The sequence below is a fragment of the Pseudohongiella acticola genome (assembly GCF_001758195.1).
Classification (GTDB): domain Bacteria; phylum Pseudomonadota; class Gammaproteobacteria; order Pseudomonadales; family Pseudohongiellaceae; genus Pseudohongiella; species Pseudohongiella acticola.
Genome location: NZ_MASR01000001.1, coordinates 663,236 through 684,677 on the forward strand (window position 1 = coordinate 663,236; position 21,442 = coordinate 684,677).

The following is a 21,442-nucleotide window of genomic DNA, read 5'->3' on the forward strand; positions in this document are numbered from 1 at the left end:
CCGTAACCATGCGCAATACCTCGCCAGTTACCGTAAATAAGCTCCGATATCGGGCACGTTTGGGGCTTTTTATGCGTGCGCGCGCGCCGGCTGGCGTAATTGCGCCAGTGTACGGACCAGGCAGTCCAGTGCCGTATCAATGTCCTGAGGTGTGCTGAAACGACCAAACGACACTCTTAATGCGCTTTGCGCCATGTCCTCTTCCACGCCCATCGCCTTAAGCACATAGGACGGCTCCAGTGTTGCCGACATGCAGGCAGAGCCAGAGGATACGGCAATCTGGCGAAGCGCCAGCAGCAGGGATTCGCCATCAACGCCGGCAAACCCCAGATTGACGATGCCAGGCACACCATTATCGGCCTGGCCATGAAGCTGCCAGCCCGGCACGCCGTCCAGTCCTGTCAGCAACTGTTGACGCAGATCACGCAGTCGCAGCAACTCATCCGGCATCTGGGCCCTGGCCAGGCGAAATGCCTGTCCCATGCCCACCAATTGATGCGTAGGCAATGTGCCTGACCGCATACCACGTTCGTGACCTCCGCCGTGGATCTGCGCAGCCAGCTCAACGCGGGGGTCGCGGCGCACAAACAGAGCGCCGACACCTTTCGGGCCATAGACTTTGTGGGCAGACAGAGACATCAGGTCAACCGGTAACTGCATCAGATCAATGGGCACCTTACCCGCACCCTGCGCAGCATCGACATGGAACAACACATTATGCGCACGTGTTATCGCACCAATAGCGGCCAGGTCGTTGATACTGCCAGTTTCGTTATTGACGTGCATCAGGCTGACCAGGATGGTATCGCCCCGGATCGCTTCCTCAACGCGAGCCGGGTCGATGGACCCGTCAGCCTCAGGTTTGAGATAGGTGACCTCAAACCCTTTCTGCTCGAGGTAGTGACAGCTGTCGAGCACGGCTTTGTGTTCTACGCGAGAACTGATGATGTGGCGACCCTTATTCGCATGAAACCCGGCAACGCCTTTGATGGCAAGGTTGTCAGCTTCAGTGGCACCGGAAGTCCAGACAATTTCACGCGGGTCACAGTTGATCAGTTCCGCCACATCACGGCGGGCGTTTTCAACCAGCTCTTCCGCCTGCCAGCCATACAGATGTGAGCGCGACGCTGGATTACCGAACTGTCCCTCCAGGGTCAGACAGCGCGCCATCGCCTCAGCCACCAGCGGGTCGACCGGTGTGGTCGCGGCGTAATCAAGATAAACCGGCAACTGCATACTACCCCCCGCGAATAACCAGCTCGCGCCGCTCATCCTGGCTGAGCGCCACAGACTTTACCTCATGGCGCTGCATCAGGTCGGCGAGCGAAATGCTGCGCAAAAAATCATTGATCTGGGCACTCAGATCCTCCCACAGATGGTGGGTCAGGCAGATCTCGCCCTGCTGACAATTACCCTGCCCCTGACATTTGGTGGCATCCACCGATTCATCAACCGCATCAATAATATCGACAATGGCGATGGCCATGGTGTCTCGGCCCAGCCGGTACCCGCCGCCCGGTCCCCGCACACTGTGCACCAGCCCGTGGCGGCGCAGGCGCGCAAACAGCTGCTCCAGATAGGACAATGATATGTCCTGTCGCAGAGAAATATCGGACAGCGTCACCGGTTCCGGATCGCCGTGAATGGCCAGATCCAGCATGGCGGTGACCGCGTAGCGACCTTTTGTTGTCAAACGCATGGTTTATCTGCCGGTGTAAGGGTAATTAGCGATGATTATGGAATACCACAGTATTTTTATCAACTATTAGCCCGGCCCGTCATGTTAGACTGCGGCCCATGATAGACCTTCATTCTCACACATGGTTCTCTGACGGACAGCTTAGCCCGCAGGCCCTGATCTCGCGCGCCGCCACGCTCGGCATCAGCCAGCTCGCCATCACCGATCATGACAGTGTTGCCGCGCACCGGAGCCTTGCTGCCGCGAATATTCCAGCCGGCATGCAAGTGATTACCGGTGTCGAGATATCAACGCTTTGGGATAATCGCGAAATTCATATCGTTGGGCTTTTTGTCGATACTGAAGACGCCCTGCTGAACGCCCTGCTCAAGCAACAACAGGAAAAGCGCCGCCTGCGCGCCCTGGACATTGGCCTCAAGCTGCAGAAATCAGGAATCACAGGGCTGGAGAGCTACCTGGCAGAGTTGCCATGTGAGGCGATCAGCCGCAATCACATCGCTGATTTTCTGATTGCGCGTGGCCATGCGAGCAGTAAGCAGCAGGCGTTCAGCAAACACCTGGGTAAACGCGGACGTTTTCATAGCAATGCAGACTGGTGCTCGATCGCTGAGGCGGTAGCGAGTATCAAAGCCGCCAACGGCCTCTCTGTGGTCGCCCACCCGGACCGATATAAACTCAACAAAATAAAGTTACGTCGATTGCTGGCAGAATTTACCGAGGCTGGCGGTGATGCGCTGGAGGTCAGTTACTCCAACCTTAACCCGGACACGTTGAAGAACCTGGCTGATTTATGCTGCGAACTGGATATGTGGGCATCGGTGGGCTCGGACTTCCACACGCCCGATACTACCTGGATGGATCTGGGCAGGGTTCGAAAACTGCCTGCCCATTGCGAATCGAGGGCGATCTGGTTGCACCCGCAGTGGCCAGCAACGCACCGCTGATTAACGGCGCTTCATGGCCGCAACCAGACCTTTGAATATATCCATCAGGGTCTCGTGCTTGTAGTCGGTAAACTCACCGGCGTCCATGAACATGCCATGCTCGGGACAGGCCTCGTATTCCAGGTGAGGTTGATGTGAATCATTTACTTTCAGCATTGCCTTGCTGCAACGTGGACACTGAATATCACGAACCCGATTGTAGGTTTTGCCAATACGGGGATCACCGCTGTCCAGAAAATCAGACATCCACGACGATTTCAGTTGTTCTGCCTCGCCATTGTCAAACCAGAGCCCATGGCAACTGCTGCATTGATCAATCTCGACAGTGCCGTGCAGCGTTTCGACTGACCGCTCTACCATCTTGGAATTACATTTGGGGCAATCCATCTTAATCTCCTTACGGCGCTGCTGCATCGGTGCGGTGCGGTCGCACTCGGTGCCTTAGCCAGCCTTTTGTTATTCTGACCCTTGCCTGCGCCCAACATTCTATAAGATTAATTCACGCCGTAACAGGCCTGACTGACAAATTCAGAAATCGTAGCTGACCGCACGGTTACCCATGTCCGCAGGGTCCAGGTCACCCCGTTGACAGGCCAGCAGGTCTGATTTGTTAAACACATGGATTCTGTCGGGACGCCGACCCTCGCCACTCTGACTGCCCAGGCCTGTCATTATCAAAGTTAGATGCTCACCATCGGGCAATGTCCGTAGCCCCGACGCGTAGTCGCACAACGCCACAAACATTGTCGATTCCAACTCGATTATGTCCTGCTGCCACTGCAACTGTCGCTCTGCCTGCACCGCCTCACTACGCTGCTGCAGGTCCTGCGCTTGCTCGGCCACCTGTGCACGAAGCTCGGCAACCTGGCCATCCAGTTCTTCCCGTGCCCGCTGCCAGGCTTGCTGGACTTCCTCGCTGGGCACCGCGTCGGTCTGCATCAGACGATCCCGTATATCTTCGCGCAGCGCTTCGGTGTCGTTAAGCCGTTGCGCCAATTCCGAGCGCAACTCCTGAAGTTGCTGACTCAGTCTCGCCCTGCTGGCAGGGTCCATTTCTTCCAAATTGCTCAGGTTGTGCGCCGATGCCGCTGCGGAGGCCAATGCCTGTTCAATGGCGGGCAGGTCAAACAGCGTCGACAGTTCCTGCATCTGTTCGCTGTAGAACGCGGCAATTTCGTCGCTCCGCAGGGACATCACCATGCTTTCGCGCATCGCTTCAAAATCAGGCCGCGATACAACGCCACTGCTCATCAGGCTACCGAGTTGCGACGACAGATCCCCCAAAGCCCGATTCAGTGAACCCAGATTGGTCGAACTACGAAATCCCTGCAATGGCGTAATGATCTCAAGCACGATTCCCTGGCCAGCCAGGTAGTGCCCCTGCACATCGCCGGCTCGGGGAGTGAACACACCGCGGCGGTCGTTGAAGCCCAGGCTTTCATTCATGACACTGCTGAATACATCGATACTTCGCCGTATTTCCCGCAACTGTTCCGGCTCTGGAGGCTGCGCTGACACGGTCAGAGCAGACAGGGAGAGCCCCAGCGCCAGGGCCAACGTGACTGACTTTTTGATTCCCGGGATGTTATTCATGGTCTAGCCTCAATAAGCAAAAGCGTTTATGGAGTGGATTGCACCCACGTCAGGGCTGGTCGCCCCGGTACTGCACGTAACTGGCCAATTGCTGAACAGAACTGACGGTCTGATAATCTCGGTCCAGCAGTTGCTGAAATCCCGCCTCCATGCGCTGAATATCCAGTTCGCGCTGCTGTTCAAACCAGGTTGCCATCTGCTCCAGACTGTCCGTTGTGCTGTCACCGAACTCTTGCAGGGCAGCAGCCAGCATCTGCTGATTCTGTTGCTGCTGTATGCTGGCCTGCTCTGCCAGATACACATCCAGTTGTTGCAACTGCGTCTCTGCGGCGGAACTGCCAAAACTGACCTGCCAGCCCTGGTCCGAGACATCCAGCCGGGTTTGCGTCAATACCGCTACCGACAACACCAGAGACGCCGCCAGCGGCAGCCAGCGTCCCGCATTTGCCCAGGACATAGCGGGTCGACGTTTAGGCAATGTCGAGCGGGGCTGATGGCTTGCCGGGCCGTGATCTCGCGTCCAGTCAGGGGCTGGCCATTCCGGCGCTGTTTCCGGCTGCCACGACCTCAGCAATTCCTGCGCAGGTGCCAGCAGAGCTATTTCGGCACGGCAGAATTCGCACGCCTGTACATGCGCCTGCACCTGCTCACGCGCCTGCGGTGACAATTCACGATCAAAATGGTCAGCAACTATTTCCGGGGTTCGGTGACAACTCATGGTGTCCCTCCATCAACGCCCTGAGCTTCTTCAGAGCAGTATAAAAACGCGTTTTCGCGGTATTGGCAGAGATGTCCTGCATCATCGCGATTTCATCAAATGTCATGGACTGGAACACTTTCAATTCCAGCATCAGTCGTTGTTCCGGGCTCAATTGCTGCAACAGTTTAAGCACGGCCGCATTACCCTCATCAGCCAACACCTGTGCCTGAGGGCCGGCATCACTGTCTTCAATATCCAGCCAGGTATCGGAATCGTCCGGCAGTGCCTGCTCCCTGACTGGGCTGGCGCGCCTGCGCCGGGCAAGATCAACGGCTTTATTATGGGCTATCCGGAATAACCAGCTGACAAATTGCGACTCCCCACGAAACCGTCCCAGATTGCGATACACACCCAGAAAAACATCCTGCATCAAATCCTGCGCATCAGCACGATTGCCGGTCAGGCGCAGGCAATAGTTGTAGACTCGTCCCTGGTGACGGCGCACAAGTGCCTCCCAGGCTTGCAGGGATCCGTTCAGGGCGCTCGCTATCAAATCGTTGTCTTGTTCCATGGTGTTGTTGTCTTTGTCGAAGCAACCGGCAAAAAAGTTTGATGGCAAAGTTTGCCCGTGATCACACAGAAAGGGAATTGGCAGGCCGCCACCGGGCTGTGACAGGACGGGGACACAGGAAACAGCGGAGATTGAAGTCAGGAATCAGGAAGGACCGGATCACGCTGAAAGCGCACAGCCTGTGACGGGCCGAGCGCTTCCAGAACGAGAACACGGTATCAGGCTGCGTTGCGCTGCCTGGACTCTTCAATCAGTTGGCTGGCAGCCCGGAGCAAGGCGTTCAGTGACGAGCTGACAATGTCCCGACTGATGGCAACGCCGGTATGTCGCTGCAGGCCATTCTTCAATTGAATATAAGTTACAGCTTCGGCATCTGCCCCCTGACCCAGCGCATGCTCGCCATATTCCATGATTTCGAAGTCGATATCAGTGGCTTCCTTGATGGCCTCGACAAAAGCGTCCATGACCCCATCACCTTCTCCACTGATATCCAGTGTCTGTTCAAAACAGGTCAGACTGGCCTTGAAGGTTTCACGTTCCCCGGACTTGGAGAAATTAAAGCTGTCCAGTGTCACCGACTGCTGATCATGCAGATATGTTGCCTTGAAAAGGGTCCAGATCTTGTCAGCTGCAATTTCCTGACCGGTTGTTTCGGCTTCTTTCTGAATCACGCGGCTAAAATCTATCTGTAACCAGCGCGGCAGATTGAAACCAAACTTGCTTTGCAGCACATAGGCGACACCACCTTTACCAGACTGACTGTTGACCCGTATCACATCCTGATAGGTTCGGCCCAGATCACGCGGATCGATCGGCAGATAAGCGATTTCCCAGGTACTGCCTTCCTGATACAGGTCCAGACATTTCTTGATGGCATCCTGATGACTGCCAGAGAACGCCGTGAATACCAGATCACCCGAATATGGTTGACGCGGATGCACATCAATCTGCGTGCAGGCTTTGACCACTGTCACAATCTTGTCCATATCGCTAAAGTCCAGCGTCGGATCGATGCCCTGGCTGTACATGTTCATGGCCATGACCACAATGTCCATATTGCCGGTACGCTCGCCATTACCCAGCATCGTGCCTTCAACACGGTCGGCACCGGCCATGACCGCCAGCTCTGCCGCCGCGACGGCGCAGCCACGGTCATTGTGTGTATGCAGACTGACCACCACTGCATCACGACGATCGACGTTGCGGCAAAAATACTCGACCTGGTCAGCAAACACATTGGGCGTTGCCATTTCCACCGTTGCCGGCAGATTGATGATGATTTTTTTCTCCGCCGTGGGCTGCCAGACATCAATCACCGCGTTGCACACATCAACAGCGAAATCGACCTCGGTACCGGTAAAACTTTCCGGTGAATACTGGAAATGCCAGTCCGTTTCCGGCGCTTTCTCGGCGTGCTCCTTGACTACGCGCGCGCCAGCCACGGCAATATCAATAATGCCCTGCTTATCTGTTTTAAAAACCTTTTCCCGTTGCACAACCGACGTCGAATTATAGACGTGCACGATGGCGCTTCTGGCGCCTTTCAGAGATTCATAGGTGCGCGCAATCAATTCCGGACGCGCCTGGGTCAGCACCTGAATGGTGACGTCGTCAGGAATTCTGTCTTCTTCAATCAGGTAACGCACAAAATCAAAATCGGGTTGTGATGCGGCCGGAAAACCGACTTCGATTTCCTTGAATCCGACTTCAAGCAGCAGGTCGAACATCTGTTTTTTCTGGTTGACAGACATGGGCTCAATCAGAGCCTGGTTACCATCACGCAGATCCACACTGCACCATCGCGGCGCAACCTCTATCACCTGATCCGGCCAGGTGCGATCTTTTAATGCTACCGGCGTATACGGCAAATACTTCTGATGGTTAAAACGGTTGTGTTCGGTCATGCTGTCACCCTCTACGTTCCTTACGGGTTATTAACCCTTTGTCTCCAGATCTATCACTCCGGCACAACGTGAGCTTTCCGGATTCCCCGTCGATTTTGCCGTCAGGGTGGCAGCTTCGGTCAGCTCCGCTGGGTAAGCGGTTGCCTGAAGACTGGCCAGTTGGTGGTAACCGTGTCCAGATTGCTCATGTATGCCTGGTGTTGCGATGACTTTCAGCCGTTGACAATCATTGGCAATCGTTGGCAGTCATTGCCCCTGGCCTTCTGACTGACTCACATCCTATGTCTGGTGAGTCTGCCGGGGCCTTCAGGTTGATGCATAGAATAGAAAAATTGCCGTAGTGATTCCACTCATAAATTGCGAATAATTCGGGATATATTAGCGTTTTTAACTATTATTTGTGCTATAAATGATTTTTATAACCAATATTTAAGCCGGTATAGAGATAGCTATGGAACTGGACAAACTTGATCGCCGCATACTGCGCGAATTACAGCTTGATGGCAGCATTACCAACGCCGACCTGGCAGAGCGCGTAGGGCTGTCCGCAACCCCTTGCGCCAGGCGCGTCAAACGCATGCAGGATGAAGGATTAATCGAAAGCCAGGTCATTGTGCTCAACCCCTCACACCTGGGCCTCAAGCTCAGCGCACTGGTGCAAGTCAGTATGGACCGGCACACCCCTGACCGTTTTGAACGCTTTGAAGCAGAAATTCGCAAACACCCTGAAGTAACCGAATGCCTGTTAATTACCGGTCAATCAGCAGACTACCAGCTCAAGGTTATTGTGCCCGACATGGATGATTATCAGGAATTTTTGCTGAACACGCTGACCCGGATAGAAGGTGTCGCCGACGTTCACTCCAGCTTCATCCTGCGCAAAGTTCTGGACACGACAGCATTGCCCCTGCATCACCTGGACGGAATTTAAGGGGACGGAGGGATTTGCATGGCAAATCCAGGCTCCGGCCCCTTAAATTCCGCCGCTAAAAACTCAAAAAAAGTGTTTAACCTTGTCTTTGTATGAGCGGCTCATTTTTAGTGACGTGCCGCAGCTCAAGGTCAGGTGAAATTCACCGTTGATATGCGATGACACTTTTTCGACCCGGTCCAGATTAACGATGGTGGACCGGTGCACGCGCTGGAACAGGGTCGCGTCAAGCTGCGATTCCAGCTCTTTCATGGTGGTGCGCATAATATGGGTATCGCCTTTTACATGCACACACATGTAGTCACCCGCAGCATCAATCCAGTCGATATCACGAATGGATACAAAGGTGGTCGACGCTCCGTCCTTGATTGCCAGTTTTTCGCAGGTCTCGATCGGATTTTCACCATTGCGCAATAACTCGGCCACGGCCTGCTCGGACTTTCCGGTCAGGCTGATCACGATATCCAGCAACAGTTTTTTGTCACTCTGTCCACGATCACTGTGCAGACGTTGCCGGGCTTTCCCGACAGCGGCCTGCAGACGCTCGATCTCGATTGGTTTCAGCAGGTAGTCAACGGCATGAATTTCAAATGCGTTCACTGCGTACTCATCGTAAGCGGTGACAAAAATGATCATCGGCATGTTGTCCTGCTGCAGCCGTTCCACCACCTCAAACCCGGTCATTCCCGGCATCTGGATATCCAGAAATACCAGATCGGGTGTCAGCTCGGCGATTGCCTGCAATGCCTCACGGCCGTTCTGACAATCACGCAGTACTTCAATATTTTCCAGTTCCTGCAAGCGCAGCGTCAATCCCTGCCGGGCCAGCGCTTCATCGTCAACAACAATTGCTCGAAGTGTCTGCTTTGCGTCATTTTGTTTCATAAGGAATCATTACCATGACCTGGAAGCCCTTCGGCTTCCGCTCTGAAAGTACCAGTTTATGGGCATCGCCATAAATTTCCTGCAATCGGTCCCGGATATTCTTCAGCCCAACACCAATCGAGGTCGGATGACTGACAGACCCGGGACCGTCATCCGCCACTGTAATGCAAAGCTGATTCCTGTCGCATCGATACGCACTGATCCAGATTGTACCGCCCTCTTCACTGCGCGCGATGGCGTGCTTTATCGAGTTCTCCACCAGCGGCTGCAGAATCATGCTTGGCACCAATGCTTTTTCTGTTTCCGGTGCCAGGTCAACTTTGATGACAAGACGTTCTTCGAATCTGACTTTTTCGATATCCAGATACAGATTGAGCGAACCAAGCTCATGGTCCAGATCGACAGTGTCGAGTGGATCATGCTCCAGTGAATAACGCAGGAATTTGCTCAACCGGGTGACCATAGCGTTGGCCTGATCGGTCGACTGCACCAGAATCAGCGTGGATATTGCGTTAAGAGTATTAAATAGAAAGTGAGGATTCAACTGATAGCGCAACATGCGTAGCTGCGCCTCATGCGCCAGCGCCTCTGAACGCAGGCTTTTTTCTTTCTCGTGCTGAAACAGCTGGTAATACTTGATACAAAAGTAGAGTACGCTCCATATCAGCAGTATCGACATGGAAATGGGCACCATACTGGTAAAACTGACCCAGCCGTAACCGGTCAAATCAACGCTGGCGCCAAACTCGGAATCAGTGATCAACACTTTCAGCGGCCGCCAGGTCTGGGACGCTACCCAGCACCCCAAAACAACTGCAACGATGCGCAGAAACACCATCTGCTCCCAGACCGCACGATACAGGTAACGCAGACCAGTGGTCAGTATCATGCCGATGGCGGCATCTACCAGGAACACACCGATACGCTCGAGCATGTACTCGGCGGGCACGAAGGTCAGGTCGCGCAAAACCAGCATCACCACCCAGGTGCCCCAGCCCAACAGCTGAAACAGCCAGAATTGCACTTCCCTGCGCAGCATGGGAGCACGAACGCTCATGGCATCACGCCGACATCAGGAACATAAACGCGATGCAGGCAGTTGGCCATGCCACCTGCCCGCATCGCGAATACTGCCTTATGGCAACAGGTGCGCAACACCGTCACGCTCTTCGCCAAGTTCTTTCTCGGTTTTGCTCATCAGGTCACGACTGAAATCGTTGACGTCGAGGCCCTGTACGATGGTGTACTGACCGTTTTCGCAGGTGACCGGAAATGAGTAAATCAGGCCCTCGGCAATGCCGTAGCTGCCGTCGCTGTGAATACCCATGCTGACGATTTTACCGTTGGTGCCCAGGGCCCAGTCACGCATGTGCTCAATCGCCGCGTTGGCTGCTGATGCTGCGCTGGACAGGCCACGTGCCTTGATGATGGCCGCGCCGCGCTGCTGAACATTGGGGATGAACGTGCTTGTGAGCCAGTCCTGCTCCACCAGGTCTGTGGCTTTTTTGCCAGCGACAGTGGTGTGATGCACGTCCGGGTATTGTGTTGCGGAGTGGTTACCCCAAATGATCATGCCTTCAACATCGGTGCTGTGCGTGCCGGTTTTTTCCGCCAGCTGTGCAATGGCGCGGTTATGGTCAAGTCGGGTCATGGCGGTAAACTGGCCCGGCTTCAGGTCCGGCGCATTGCGGTACGCAATCAGTGCATTGGTGTTTGCCGGATTACCGACAACCAGCACTTTGACGTCACGACTGGCGTGATCGTTAATGGCTTTGCCCTGTACCGAGAAAATCGCAGCATTGGCCGCCAACAGATCCTTACGCTCCATGCCCGGGCCACGCGGACGCGCACCCACCAGCAGGCAATAGTCAGCATCTTTAAACGCAACATTGGGATCGTCGCTCTGGACGACGCCTTGCACCAGCGGGAATGCGCAGTCTTCCAGCTCCATTGCCACACCCTTGAGGGCTTCCAGCGCCGGGGTGATTTCCAGCAATTGCAGAATCACCGGCTGGTCTTTACCCAGCATTTCACCAGATGCGATTCTGAACAATAATGAGTAACTGATTTGCCCTGCTGCCCCAGTGACAGCGACGCGAACGGGTGCTTTAGCCATGATAAAACCCTTATTAAGTCTGAATGATAGTTAATGCGTGAAGATTTTAGGGGCCAGAGTATACCACTACCGGATAAACATGGCATCGCCGTAACTGAAGAAGCGATAACGCTGTTCAATGGCCTGCTCATAGGCAGCCATGACCTGCTCGCGGCCGGCAAAAGCACTGATCAGCATCATCAGTGTTGAACGTGGCAAGTGGAAATTGGTGATCATGGCATCCACGACCTGAAACTGATATCCCGGATAAATAAAAATGTCGGTTTCACCTTCATAGGGCTGCAGCCCGGCAGCAGGGCCCGGTGAGCCCGCCTTCAATGCAGCCGACTCCAGGCTGCGTACCGAGGTAGTGCCAACGGCAATGACCCGCCCGCCGCGTTCGCGGCAGGCGTTAATCCGGGCGCAGACATCCGGCGTCACACTGATCCATTCACTGTGCATCTTGTGTTCCTGCACATTGTCCACGCGTACCGGCTGAAAAGTGCCTGAGCCGACATGCAGTGTCACAAAAGCCATTTCTACCGATTGGCTGCGCAGCGCACCGAGCAACGCCTCATCAAAGTGAAGACCCGCCGTGGGGGCTGCCACGGCCCCCGGATTCCTGGCATAGACTGTCTGGTAACGGCTCTGATCCAGAACCTCGTCATCACGTTTAATGTAGGTTGGCAACGGCACATGCCCGACCCTGTCCAGCTCATCAATCAGCAGGCCCTGGCAAAAAAAACGCAAATGATAAAACCTGTCCTGACGGCCAATGACTTCAGCTTCCAGGCTATATTGGCCGCACGGAGACGTCAATATCAGCCGCACTCCGGGCTGCCGGGCGTTGCTGGCCCTGACATGGGCAATGGCTTCATTGTCCGGTAGCAGCCGCTCTATCAACACTTCGACTGCCCCGCCGGTATCCGCCCGCTTGCCCAATAATCTGGCCGACAGCACCCGGGTATCATTGAATACCAGCAAATCCTGCGCATCAATCATTGACACGATGTCGCTGAAACGTCGGTGCTCTACGGCACCACTTTCCCTGCCCAGGCATAACAGGCGACTGCCGCTGCGCTGCTCCAGTGGGTAATGTGCGATCAATTGATCGGGTAGGTGATAGTCGAAATCAGAAAGTTTCATAAGGCGGCGAATTTTGCCCGAAAGCCCGCCCTTTGCCAAGCACGAACACCCTGAAACACGGCAATGCAGCCCCTGTAATCACTCCAGGGACCGCTGGAAAAAGCTTAGTAGAGACTCATAGAAGGCAATCCGGTTTTCCTGATCATAGAATCCATGACCCTCACCGCGATGATAAATCCATGCTGGATCCTGCCCGGCTTCCTGCAACGCCTGCCGCATGGCTTCCGCTTGGGACAGCGGCGCCCTGCGATCTTCGCCACCATGCGCCAGCAGTACCGGAACCTTTATCTTATCAGCCATATTGACTGGGGATTGCCGGTGCAGTTCCTCAACATCAGTACCCACCGCCAGCGCCAGATAGCTTTCACCGCCGGGCAGGAACGGAATATCGGAGCTGGACAGCTCATTCAGATCATAAACACCCGCATAGCCGGCAGCACAATGGTAATCATCCGGATACCTTGCCACCGAGGCTAGCGCAGCAAAGGCACCATAACTGGCCCCATAGACACAGACCCGATCCGGGTCGGCATGACCAGCCTGCACCGCCCAGCGCGTTGCCAGCTGCAGGTCATCCACCATGCCGCTGCCCCACTGGCCGTATCCTCGCTGCAGGTGTTCGTAGCCAAACCCGCCCGAACCGCGGAAATTCACCTGTAATACGGCAAAACCGTGTTTTGCCAGATACTGTGCTTCCCGATTGAAGCCGTACAGGTCCCTGATACCCATGGGCCCACCATGCGGTATCACAATCATCGGCAACGCTGTGTCCGCGTCCGCCGATTTTGTCAGGTATCCACTGAGGACAAAATCGTCAGGGCTGCGAATGGCAAAGGGCGTCACCGTTGCCATGGCGTCAACCGGCAGGTCTGTATTGAGCCCTCCCAGAAAAATCATCTGCCGGGCTTCGTTTTCAAGCAAATAGAACTCACCCACCCGCTGTGGGCCGGACACAGCAACCACTGATCGCCTGCCATCCCGACTCATGTTTGTCACCCGCACGCGTTCGCCAGGAAACGACGCATCGAGCCCGCGCTGCAAGACCACTTCCGGATGTTCGGAAAAATAGCGGGTCTCAAAAACGTGACCATTAAATTTTGCCCCCAGCAGCTCGTCCCGGCCGCTGGACAACACCAGATCAGCACGGCTCAAATCAAAATCCGGGTCAGCAAAAACAGAGGCGATGCTGCCGTCTTCAACTACATAACGGAACAGACCCAGCGTGCCGTGCGAACTGCGCTGGATGAAATAAAAATCATCATTATCCCTGGAGAAGCCAACAAACTCGAACCCACCTTCCAGCGCAGGGCGGATAAATCGATTGCTGATATCCTGCCAGTCTTCATCGGCATGGCGGAAGCGAACCTGCAGCATCATGTCGTCATCAATGGCATACGCCAGCCGCACGTCACCATCGTAATCAGAGCGCAGTTGCCCCCAGGGTAGCGGGCTATGAACCTCGCTCCTCAGATTGCGCATCATTGACGTCCGGTTGCCTGGCGGTCGGTTATCTATGTCCAGCAGGAAGGATGACGGCCTGCTGCGGGAAATCGACCCTCGATCGACTTCGTATCGGGAAACACGAATGTGGCGGGGATCATCGGGCAGCAGGTTCTCTATCATAAACGCGGCGAAGTCACCCACGCCTGGGCCTACCATCTGAAATTTACGGGTGTTGTCGATATTCAGGCCGAATATTTCACCGGTCAGCATCGGTTGTTCCAACCCACCCATAAAGCGCTGAGTGGCGATAACAATGCGCTCGTCCGTAGCCCAGTGAAATTCTGCTACCCCGGTACGCGAACGTGTGGCAAAACTGGCCTCTATCTCACCACTTTCGATATTGACGATACGTAGAACGGCATTTTCATCACTCGGATACAGCATTGCCAGATGCGTGCCGTCTGGTGACAAACGAATCGCCTCAATGGAGCTCTTACGAAAAAAGGTCTCTGCACCAATGTTCTGGAAAGAAGGGTCTTGAGCAGGAGAGGACTGATCAGACGGGTCCTGTGCAGATACGAGCGGCGCAGAAACCATCAACCAGCCTGAAAAAAGTAATGTTAAGTACCCGGGTACGCGCCTCATGCTCAGCTCCTTTTCTTATTGTTACGAAACGGAGAGAGCTTATGAAATGAATGTTCCTCAACGCAACCAGATCTGAAGACCCGCCCGTGTCGGCTGCAGAAAATGAGAGTTACTTCACAATTTTGACATTACCCCTGCACACGGACTAAAAACAGTCTACGGCCCTGACAGGAAGTCCAGCGCTAATGCCGTCATTGCCTGCACGCCAACCGGCAATGCACTTTCATCGGCATAGAAAAAAGGCGAATGATTGGGATAGACCATCTCGGGGTCATCGGCCGCAATACCCAGGAAGAAAAACATGCCCGGCACTTCGTTGGCATAATACGAAAAATCCTCGGCACCGGTGATCAGGGGAGATTCGGTCAGTCTGTCGCCGACCACGCGCTGCAGTGTTGGTTGCATGGCGCGAGTCAGATCCGGGTCATTCGCAGTCACCGGATAACCAAGGTTGATTTCTACCTCGGCGGTAGCGCCAGCACTGGCGGCGATCTGCTCAGCGGTGCGGGTAACCCGCTGATGAATCTGTGTGCGGGTATCGGCATCAAACGTGCGCAAGGTGCCAATCATTTCCACGGAATCAGGAATGATGTTGCTGCGCAGACCGCCATTGATCGCGCCTACCGTAACAATGGAGGGCGTAGTGGTGGCATTGAGCTGACGACTGGGAATGGTCTGTAGCCCCATGACAATCTGGGACGCAACCACAATCGGATCAATGCCCGCCCAGGGTGCGGCACCGTGGGTCTGCTGTCCCTGAACAGTGATTGAGAAAGAGTCACTTGATGCCATGGTGCCGCCTTCACGCACAGCGATCACGCCTGCAGGGATTGGCCAGACATGCAGGCCAAAAACCGCATCCGGCCGCATTGCATCAAAGATGCCTTCGGCCAGCATCAGTTCTGCACCGCCCTCTTCACCTTCCGGCGCGCCTTCCTCCGCTGGCTGGAAAATGAACATGACGGTACCCGGCAACTCTGCCTGCATGCCTGCCAGTACGCTGGCCGCACCCATCAGAATGGCCATGTGATTGTCGTGGCCGCAGGCGTGCATGACACCAACTTCCTGACCGTTGTATTGGGTTGTCACCTGGGACGCAAATGGCAGGTCAACTCGCTCCTCTACCGGCAAAGCATCCATATCCGCCCGCAGTGCCACCACCGGACCCGGTTGCCCACCGCGCAAAACTCCCACCACACCCGTGTGAGCAATGCCGGTTTCGACTTCCATGCCCAGGGATTCAAGATGTTCGGCAATAATGCCTGCCGTGCGAAACTCCCGATTTCCCAGCTCGGGATGTTGATGAAAGTCACGACGCCACGCTACAACGTCAGGCATCACATCATCCACCCTTGCCTGCACATTGTCTGGCAATGCCGGCTGGGATGGGTTCTGAGCATGCACCGGCGCCATTACAATATTGGTCACCAGCACGGTGGCAGCACTGAGCAGAAGCATCTTTTTCATGATCGGAGTTCCTGTTCTGATAGCGGCGGCTAAGCGTCAAACCACCTTTGATTTCGAGAATAGCCTATGGCTGATTGTTAAATCCAGCAAACAGAAGGATTATCCGATCTCCCCGTTGCCAGCCGTCGCAATGTTGTTATAATGGCGCCCTTCTGCGATAGCACACTTCCTGCCGGAGTGGTGAAATTGGTAGACACGCCGGATTCAAAATCCGGTGCTAGTGATAGCGTGCCGGTTCAAGTCCGGCCTCCGGTACCATATTCCCGAGGTTTCAAAAACTGCGACCTCCGGTACCATATCCCCTACTCCCGAGTTTTATAGCCCGGCCAGTCTTGCCCGTTCGGCCGCGACCCGCGCCTCAAATTCCGATCGCCGCTGCGCGATGAATTCACGCCAGGGTTGTTGACGCAATAGAGGATGCGGCCGCACCTGAACGCGCATCTGATGCTCTATGCCTTCAAAGGGTTGCTGAGGATGTCCCGTCAGGTAGATATCTGGCCGAAGCTCAGCAAGATTATCAAAGCCCATCAGTGACTGCTCCACCAACTCGGGAAAATGCGGATTGTTAACCAGTTGCACTCCCTCATTGGGGCCGTTGCAGCCAAATATCGCCACGTTAATACTGTCACCCGCGTCCATTGTATCCAGACTCCAGGTTGTGCAGCCCTGGGTATGACCCGGCGCCCAGGTCGGTGTCAGCGTCACATCACCGAGCGTCACCGCCTCGCCATCCTGCAATCGGCGATCCACTGACACCGGCTCCCAGCCTTCGAACGCCAGTGGCGATAAATCGTGCCCCGCCTCCAACGCGTCAGCGTCGCCTTCCAGCGCCATCACTTGAGCGCCGGTCATGCGCTGGACAATGGCATGCCCCTGCACATGATCAAAGTGCGCGTGACTCGACAACAGCACACGGATGTCACGCATATCAAAACCCAGCGCCTCGACGCTGTTTCTAATCCCGGGAGCCATGCCTGCAACGCCGGTGTCTATCAGGAAATGTCCCTCAGACGACGCAATCAGATACGAAGCAATATTCCGAGTGCCAACAAAATAAATATTGCCCAGCACCCGAAAGGGGTCTACCGGTTCGGACAGATGTGTGTGAAAGGGTAAACCTGCTGCTACCCGCTCCTCCATGGACATCATATCCAGCCGCCCTGGCACGCCCTGGTTCTCTGTTCCGTCGGCCGACGCCTGCGCCAGTGCCTGTACAGAAATCGTCATGCTGGCAAACATGGCCAGTGCTGTTGTCATTTTCCTCACGTTTACCTCCGGTTTTATGTCAGGGCGTGTCGTTGCGTTGGAATGAAGTCCGTTTCAGGTCCGACTCAGTTTTGGGAAACAGCCATACTGCCATTATCCAGCATTTTCGGCCGGGCCAGCAGCCATGCCACCACTTTTTCCGGGAACACCGCAGATATCTGGGGGATGTGCGCACCATCGGCAATTGTCCACAATTCCGCCGAACCGCCAGCCTGGCAATCATCACTGTAACGGGTGACCGTTGTTTCCAGACCCTCCAGGCTGACATCCAGGTCCAGCATGGCGGTAACCGTGCCTTCAGCCGAGCAACCATTGTAGGCGGCCCAACGGCTCACCGATTCTTCGGCGCTTGGGTAAGCATTGCCCTGAATATCTCCACCGTTATAGGCGATGGTGCCATCGGCAGTGCCGTGAATCTGAAGAATATGCACAGGATGCTCGGGTGCCGATTGCGCCACGGTAGCTTCCGCGCCAGCCAGGCTTGCTATACCGGCGATGACGTCTGAGTGCTCATGCGCTGTTTTGTAAGACATAAAGCCGCCATTGGAATGACCAATCAGGTACACGCGTCGCTCATCTACCTGGTACTGCTCTTTTACCGTGTTGATGATATCCAGCACATAGGCTGAATCATCCAGATCGTTGGCATAGAAGTTACAGCAGGCATCCGAAGCATTCCAGAAGCGTGCATTGCGACCCTGAGTCTCCTGGGTTCCGTCCGGCGTCGCGAGAATGAAACCAAATCGATTCACCAGCTCACCGATACGCATGTAGCCGTTCTGTTGAACGCCACTGGAACCATAACCGTGCAGAAGTACGATCAGCGGCGTCGGCGCGTTGGCCTGGTAGGAGTCAGGCACAATGACCTGAACATCACCGCGCCCGGCGTCAATTTGTGTCGTTTGCTGTGCCAGTGCAAAGGGCGAGCACAACAACAGTGAGAATAGAATTAGCATCGAACGCATAACATTTCCTCTTGAGTAGTAAAAAATAACGTGAAATTCTATTGGTAAACCTGACCCTGTTTCATCACAAAATCAACGCTCTGAAGGACAGTGATGTCATCCAGAGGGTTACCCTCGACGGCGATCAGGTCGGCACTTTTGCCGGCGGTGATGGTCCCGATGTCATTGTCCAATCCCAATACGCCTGCGGCCACCGACGTCGCGCTGAGAAGGGCTTCGTCCTCAGGCATACCGGCTTCGACCATGTATTCGAATTCTCGCGCATTCAGGGCATGTGGAAACACACTGGCATCGGTACCAAAAGCGATCCTGACACCATAGCGATAGGCACGAGCGAAGGTATCCTGTATCAACGGGCCAATTTCCCGTGCCTTGGGCACGATCAGGGGATGATAATAACCGTCAACGTCTGCCTGCTCGGCAACAAATTTGCCAGCGGTGATGGTCGGAATATACCAGGTGCCATGTTCGACCATGGCCGCCATCACTTCCTCATCCATGTAGGTACCGTGTTCAATTGTATGAACACCCGCGCGTACCGCCCGCAGCATGCCCTCTTTACCATGTGCATGCGCAGCCACGTGCATGCCGTAGTCACGAGCAGTCTGCACGACAGCTTCAAGTTCATCCATCATAAACTGCGGATTCTGGCCAGATGCGGCAATACTGAGTACGCCACCAGTCGCCGTAATCTTGATGTGGTCGGCGCCGTTCTTGTATTGCTGACGAACCGCCTCACGAGCCTCTGTCGGGCTATTGATGACACCTTGCGCCGGTCCCGGTGTGCCTGCCAGATCATCCCGCCAGCCATTGGTCGGATCAGCATGTCCGCCCGTCGTTGCAAGACTCTTGCCGACGGTAAGGATTCGCGGCCCTTCCGCGCGCCCCTGATTGATGGCGTCGCGCAGAGCAATATTGACCCCGGTGCCGCCGAGTTCGCGAATGGTGGTAAAGCCCGCCAGAAGCGTACGCCTGGCGTACATGGCAGAATCGAATGCAATGTCTTCGGGGTTCTTGGTAAAACGATCACTGGTACGATTCGGGCTGGTTTCACCTTCGATATGAACGTGCAGGTCTATCAGACCCGGCAGTACCGTTTTGTTTGACAGATCCAGTAGCTCATCATTCTCGCCCGGTTGCAGAAAACCATTGCTGACTGATTCAATCAGGCCCTCGTTGACCACAATGGTCATGTTGCTCTGTGTTGCACTGCCGGTGCCATCCCACAATGACCCGGCGTGTATATACGTGCTTTGCGCTACCGCCATCTGCAGCGGCGTGATAACGAGCAGCGCGCATACTGATTGTTTTAGTATATTCATGTTTCCCCTTCATTTTTATTATATAGACTGCAATGTCAGTTTCTCAGTGTATTCCTTCAACGCAATGCAGCGCCATAGCCCTGAAGAAATTCAGGGGGCATGCGCTTGGGTCTGCCAGAGGACAGTGCGATGCAGACAAAGGTACTTTCCGCGCGCAATAACGTTGTCTGATCCGACAGCCTTCGTATCTGAAAATGGCGAACCAGGCGCAGTTTCTGATCCGATTTTACAATCCAGGTCGCAATCTGCAGTTCATCGCCCAGATAGGCCGCCGCGAGATAGTCGATCTCGTGACGCAACACCACCATGGCGCGATCCAGTTGTCGGTACGAAACCAGATCGAGCCCCAACGCCGTTGAATGCTGCCAGGCACACCGCTCAAGCCAGCGAACATAAACGGCATTGTTGGTATGGCCAAGTTCGTCAATATCGGCTGTTTCTACCACAACACTCAGAGTATGAGGGTCGGGTCTATCCCATTCCACAGACACTCGCTCCGTGACGTTCGGTTAACACTTCAAACGACCAATGCTTCAGTTCAGTGTTTGTCAATTATTGTTCCAGAGGCTGATTCGAGTAGCGTTCAAAATAGCGTTCGTACAGTTGCTGCTGGGTCCCGACAAGGTCGATCAGACGCCCCTGAATGAATGCTTCCTGTACCTGGCTGCTGCGCATATCCAGCGCATCGCCCGTGGAGACAAAGAAGGTCGCATTCTTGCCTACTTCAAGCGTACCCACCTGGGCGTCAATGCCCAGAATTTCAGCGTTGTGTTTGGTGATCATGGACAATGCCGTCTCCCTGTCCATACCATAACCTGCCGCAGTGCCGGCAAAGAATGGCAGATTACGCTGCGAATCCAGCGCTGTCTCCCCCCCGCCAATGCCTACCAGGATACCTGCTGAGTGCAGCTGAAGTGGCACTTTGAAAGGTTCATCAACATCATACCAGTCGCGACCAGGCAACGAATGCACCGACTCGTAGACCACCGCCACGGACTCACTCAGCAACAGATCTTTGACTTTCATGGCATCCCGGCCGCCGACCAGCACGATCTCCTCAACACCATAGCTACTGGCGAACTGAATGCTGCTGACGATGGTGCGGGCATCATTGGCATGCACAAACAGTTTAGCGTCACCGGTAAACAGGGCTGCCATTGCCTGCAGGTTGAGGTTGAACGGCTCACCGGTATAAGTGCGCGCATTCTGGAACAACGCATGCAGTAGTTGCGTCTGGTGCAGATAGTCCTCATTTTGGACGGTTTCGAACTGACCCGAAATTTCGTTTCGTTCACGTCGCGTCCGCGAAGGCCAGTGCATGTGCATGCCATTGTCTTCAGCCAGCAGCGTGTCTTCCCAGTTCCAGCCATCGAGGTTCATCACACTCGATCGCCCCGAAATCAGTCCACCCTGGGGCGCTATCTGCGCAGTCAGAATGCCATTAAAACGAAATGTAGGTATCAGTTCGGAATCCGTATTGTAGGCTATCGCCGAGCGCACACTGGCATTGATATCGCCTTCTTCGACGACATCATTGGTCGCCCGTTGATTGGCAATCTCTGACAGCCCGAGCGTGGAGTTTGGCAACACAAAACCGGGATAAAGATGTGCGCCCTGCACATCAATGACCTGATGATTAAAAAAGTCAGGGCGGTTGGCATCGGTGCCCACATAGGTAATGACGCCTTCGGCAAATGCCAGCACACCATCGTTTATCACACGGCCATCGCCGGTGTGAATCACGGCACCCGTTATGGCGATGGGTTCACTTTGCTCTTCAGCGGGTTTAGGGACGATTGCCTGCGACAAAGGAAGCGCCAGACACACCACGGCACACACGACCGCCTTGATTCCAGTATTCATGCT

At 54.9% G+C, this 21,442-nt stretch carries 20 protein-coding genes and 1 tRNA gene; 3 read left to right on the plus strand and 18 right to left on the minus strand.

What is annotated here, in order from left to right; genetic code table 11:
• Nucleotides 1-69 precede the first annotated feature (69 nt).
• Entirely contained in the window at nt 70-1,236 is a 1,167-nt protein-coding gene (locus tag PHACT_RS02940) for an IscS subfamily cysteine desulfurase (protein WP_070115839.1), read from the minus strand.
• Nucleotide 1,237: 1 nt separating this feature from the next.
• Nucleotides 1,238-1,699 (minus strand): Fe-S cluster assembly transcriptional regulator IscR, encoded by a 462-nt coding sequence (gene iscR, locus PHACT_RS02945; RefSeq protein WP_070115840.1) that lies wholly within the window; start codon nt 1,697-1,699, stop codon nt 1,238-1,240.
• Between the two features lie 98 nt (nt 1,700-1,797).
• On the opposite strand from iscR, the gene PHACT_RS02950 reads away from it, so the two are divergent.
• Complete coding sequence (locus PHACT_RS02950; protein ID WP_070115841.1) at nt 1,798-2,643, plus strand: PHP domain-containing protein; 846 nt, start codon at nt 1,798-1,800, stop codon at nt 2,641-2,643.
• On the opposite strand, the gene PHACT_RS02955 is transcribed toward PHACT_RS02950, so the two are convergent.
• The 5 genes from PHACT_RS02955 to leuA form a co-directional block, all read right to left on the minus strand.
• Nucleotides 2,644-3,030 (minus strand): TFIIB-type zinc ribbon-containing protein, encoded by a 387-nt coding sequence (locus PHACT_RS02955; protein ID WP_070115842.1) that lies wholly within the window; start codon nt 3,028-3,030, stop codon nt 2,644-2,646. It abuts the gene before it with no gap.
• Nucleotides 3,031-3,171: 141 nt separating this feature from the next.
• Entirely contained in the window at nt 3,172-4,236 is a 1,065-nt protein-coding gene (locus PHACT_RS02960) for a DNA-binding protein (RefSeq protein ID WP_070115843.1), read from the minus strand.
• Nucleotides 4,237-4,285: 49 nt separating this feature from the next.
• A complete protein-coding gene (locus PHACT_RS02965; RefSeq protein ID WP_070115844.1) occupies nt 4,286-4,954 on the minus strand; it encodes an anti-sigma factor family protein in 669 nt (222 codons plus the stop codon).
• Nucleotides 4,920-5,507 (minus strand): RNA polymerase sigma factor, encoded by a 588-nt coding sequence (locus PHACT_RS02970; RefSeq protein ID WP_070115845.1) that lies wholly within the window; start codon nt 5,505-5,507, stop codon nt 4,920-4,922. Before PHACT_RS02970 ends, PHACT_RS02965 begins: the two co-directional genes overlap by 35 nt.
• A 218-nt stretch (nt 5,508-5,725) precedes the next feature.
• Nucleotides 5,726-7,411 carry a 2-isopropylmalate synthase gene (leuA, locus tag PHACT_RS02975; RefSeq protein WP_070115846.1) on the minus strand — a complete coding sequence of 562 codons (1,686 nt, stop codon included), beginning with the start codon at nt 7,409-7,411 and terminating at the stop codon, nt 5,726-5,728.
• Nucleotides 7,412-7,862: 451 nt separating this feature from the next.
• On the opposite strand from leuA, the gene PHACT_RS02980 reads away from it, so the two are divergent.
• Complete coding sequence (locus PHACT_RS02980) at nt 7,863-8,342, plus strand: Lrp/AsnC family transcriptional regulator (RefSeq protein WP_070115847.1); 480 nt, start codon at nt 7,863-7,865, stop codon at nt 8,340-8,342.
• A gap of 63 nt (nt 8,343-8,405) precedes the next feature.
• Here the strand turns inward: PHACT_RS02980 and PHACT_RS02985 are convergent, their stop codons facing one another.
• The 6 genes from PHACT_RS02985 to PHACT_RS03010 all read right to left on the minus strand — a co-directional run bounded on the left by PHACT_RS02985 (nt 8,406) and on the right by PHACT_RS03010 (nt 16,023).
• The gene (locus PHACT_RS02985) at nt 8,406-9,227 is read right to left on the minus strand and encodes a LytR/AlgR family response regulator transcription factor (protein ID WP_070115848.1); all 822 of its coding nucleotides are present in this window, start codon (nt 9,225-9,227) and stop codon (nt 8,406-8,408) included.
• Complete coding sequence (locus PHACT_RS02990) at nt 9,214-10,284, minus strand: sensor histidine kinase (RefSeq protein WP_070115849.1); 1,071 nt, start codon at nt 10,282-10,284, stop codon at nt 9,214-9,216. The genes PHACT_RS02985 and PHACT_RS02990 overlap by 14 nt, the downstream gene beginning before the upstream one ends.
• A gap of 78 nt (nt 10,285-10,362) precedes the next feature.
• Nucleotides 10,363-11,343 (minus strand): malate dehydrogenase, encoded by a 981-nt coding sequence (locus PHACT_RS02995; RefSeq protein ID WP_070115850.1) that lies wholly within the window; start codon nt 11,341-11,343, stop codon nt 10,363-10,365.
• 66 nt (nt 11,344-11,409) lie between these two features.
• On the minus strand, nt 11,410-12,468 hold the full coding sequence (gene queA / locus PHACT_RS03000; RefSeq protein ID WP_070118115.1) for a tRNA preQ1(34) S-adenosylmethionine ribosyltransferase-isomerase QueA: 1,059 nt from the start codon (nt 12,466-12,468) through the stop codon (nt 11,410-11,412).
• A 78-nt stretch (nt 12,469-12,546) separates the two neighbouring features.
• Complete coding sequence (locus PHACT_RS03005) at nt 12,547-14,382, minus strand: alpha/beta hydrolase family protein (protein WP_169819372.1); 1,836 nt, start codon at nt 14,380-14,382, stop codon at nt 12,547-12,549.
• A 330-nt stretch (nt 14,383-14,712) separates the two neighbouring features.
• Nucleotides 14,713-16,023: an amidohydrolase gene (locus tag PHACT_RS03010; RefSeq protein ID WP_139141416.1), complete on the minus strand. Its 1,311-nt coding sequence runs from the start codon at nt 16,021-16,023 to the stop codon at nt 14,713-14,715.
• Nucleotides 16,024-16,194: 171 nt separating this feature from the next.
• Between PHACT_RS03010 and PHACT_RS03015 the strand changes: the two genes are divergently transcribed.
• A tRNA-Leu gene (locus tag PHACT_RS03015) sits at nt 16,195-16,281 on the plus strand.
• 57 nt (nt 16,282-16,338) lie between these two features.
• On the opposite strand, the gene bla is transcribed toward PHACT_RS03015, so the two are convergent.
• From bla to PHACT_RS03040, 5 genes are all read right to left on the minus strand, one after another.
• The gene (bla, locus tag PHACT_RS03020) at nt 16,339-17,280 is read right to left on the minus strand and encodes a subclass B3 metallo-beta-lactamase (protein ID WP_070115852.1); all 942 of its coding nucleotides are present in this window, start codon (nt 17,278-17,280) and stop codon (nt 16,339-16,341) included.
• 74 nt (nt 17,281-17,354) lie between these two features.
• The gene (locus PHACT_RS03025; protein ID WP_070115853.1) at nt 17,355-18,254 is read right to left on the minus strand and encodes an alpha/beta hydrolase family esterase; all 900 of its coding nucleotides are present in this window, start codon (nt 18,252-18,254) and stop codon (nt 17,355-17,357) included.
• Nucleotides 18,255-18,292: 38 nt separating this feature from the next.
• Nucleotides 18,293-19,576 (minus strand): amidohydrolase family protein, encoded by a 1,284-nt coding sequence (locus tag PHACT_RS03030; protein WP_070115854.1) that lies wholly within the window; start codon nt 19,574-19,576, stop codon nt 18,293-18,295.
• A 56-nt stretch (nt 19,577-19,632) separates the two neighbouring features.
• Nucleotides 19,633-20,061 (minus strand): acyl-CoA thioesterase, encoded by a 429-nt coding sequence (locus PHACT_RS03035; RefSeq protein ID WP_070115855.1) that lies wholly within the window; start codon nt 20,059-20,061, stop codon nt 19,633-19,635.
• A gap of 67 nt (nt 20,062-20,128) precedes the next feature.
• On the minus strand, nt 20,129-21,439 hold the full coding sequence (locus tag PHACT_RS03040) for an amidohydrolase family protein (protein WP_070115856.1): 1,311 nt from the start codon (nt 21,437-21,439) through the stop codon (nt 20,129-20,131).
• Between the last annotated feature and the right edge of the window lie 3 nt (nt 21,440-21,442).

Coding starts and splice junctions, on each gene's coding strand:
- PHACT_RS02995 (WP_070115850.1), bottom strand. CDS start 11,343: ATGGCTAAAGCACCCGTTCGCGTCGCTGTCACTGGGGCAGCAGGGCAA.
- PHACT_RS02965 (WP_070115844.1), bottom strand. CDS start 4,954: ATGAGTTGTCACCGAACCCCGGAAATAGTTGCTGACCATTTTGATCGT.
- PHACT_RS03025 (WP_070115853.1), bottom strand. CDS start 18,254: ATGCGTTCGATGCTAATTCTATTCTCACTGTTGTTGTGCTCGCCCTTT.
- leuA (WP_070115846.1), bottom strand. CDS start 7,411: ATGACCGAACACAACCGTTTTAACCATCAGAAGTATTTGCCGTATACG.
- queA (WP_070118115.1), bottom strand. CDS start 12,468: ATGAAACTTTCTGATTTCGACTATCACCTACCCGATCAATTGATCGCA.
- PHACT_RS02980 (WP_070115847.1), top strand. CDS start 7,863: ATGGAACTGGACAAACTTGATCGCCGCATACTGCGCGAATTACAGCTT.
- iscR (WP_070115840.1), bottom strand. CDS start 1,699: ATGCGTTTGACAACAAAAGGTCGCTACGCGGTCACCGCCATGCTGGAT.
- bla (WP_070115852.1), bottom strand. CDS start 17,280: ATGACAACAGCACTGGCCATGTTTGCCAGCATGACGATTTCTGTACAG.
- PHACT_RS03040 (WP_070115856.1), bottom strand. CDS start 21,439: ATGAATACTGGAATCAAGGCGGTCGTGTGTGCCGTGGTGTGTCTGGCG.
- PHACT_RS02940 (WP_070115839.1), bottom strand. CDS start 1,236: ATGCAGTTGCCGGTTTATCTTGATTACGCCGCGACCACACCGGTCGAC.
- PHACT_RS03010 (WP_139141416.1), bottom strand. CDS start 16,023: ATGAAAAAGATGCTTCTGCTCAGTGCTGCCACCGTGCTGGTGACCAAT.
- PHACT_RS02970 (WP_070115845.1), bottom strand. CDS start 5,507: ATGGAACAAGACAACGATTTGATAGCGAGCGCCCTGAACGGATCCCTG.
- PHACT_RS02950 (WP_070115841.1), top strand. CDS start 1,798: ATGATAGACCTTCATTCTCACACATGGTTCTCTGACGGACAGCTTAGC.
- PHACT_RS02955 (WP_070115842.1), bottom strand. CDS start 3,030: ATGGATTGCCCCAAATGTAATTCCAAGATGGTAGAGCGGTCAGTCGAA.
- PHACT_RS03030 (WP_070115854.1), bottom strand. CDS start 19,576: ATGAATATACTAAAACAATCAGTATGCGCGCTGCTCGTTATCACGCCG.
- PHACT_RS02960 (WP_070115843.1), bottom strand. CDS start 4,236: ATGAATAACATCCCGGGAATCAAAAAGTCAGTCACGTTGGCCCTGGCG.
- PHACT_RS02990 (WP_070115849.1), bottom strand. CDS start 10,284: ATGAGCGTTCGTGCTCCCATGCTGCGCAGGGAAGTGCAATTCTGGCTG.
- PHACT_RS02985 (WP_070115848.1), bottom strand. CDS start 9,227: ATGAAACAAAATGACGCAAAGCAGACACTTCGAGCAATTGTTGTTGAC.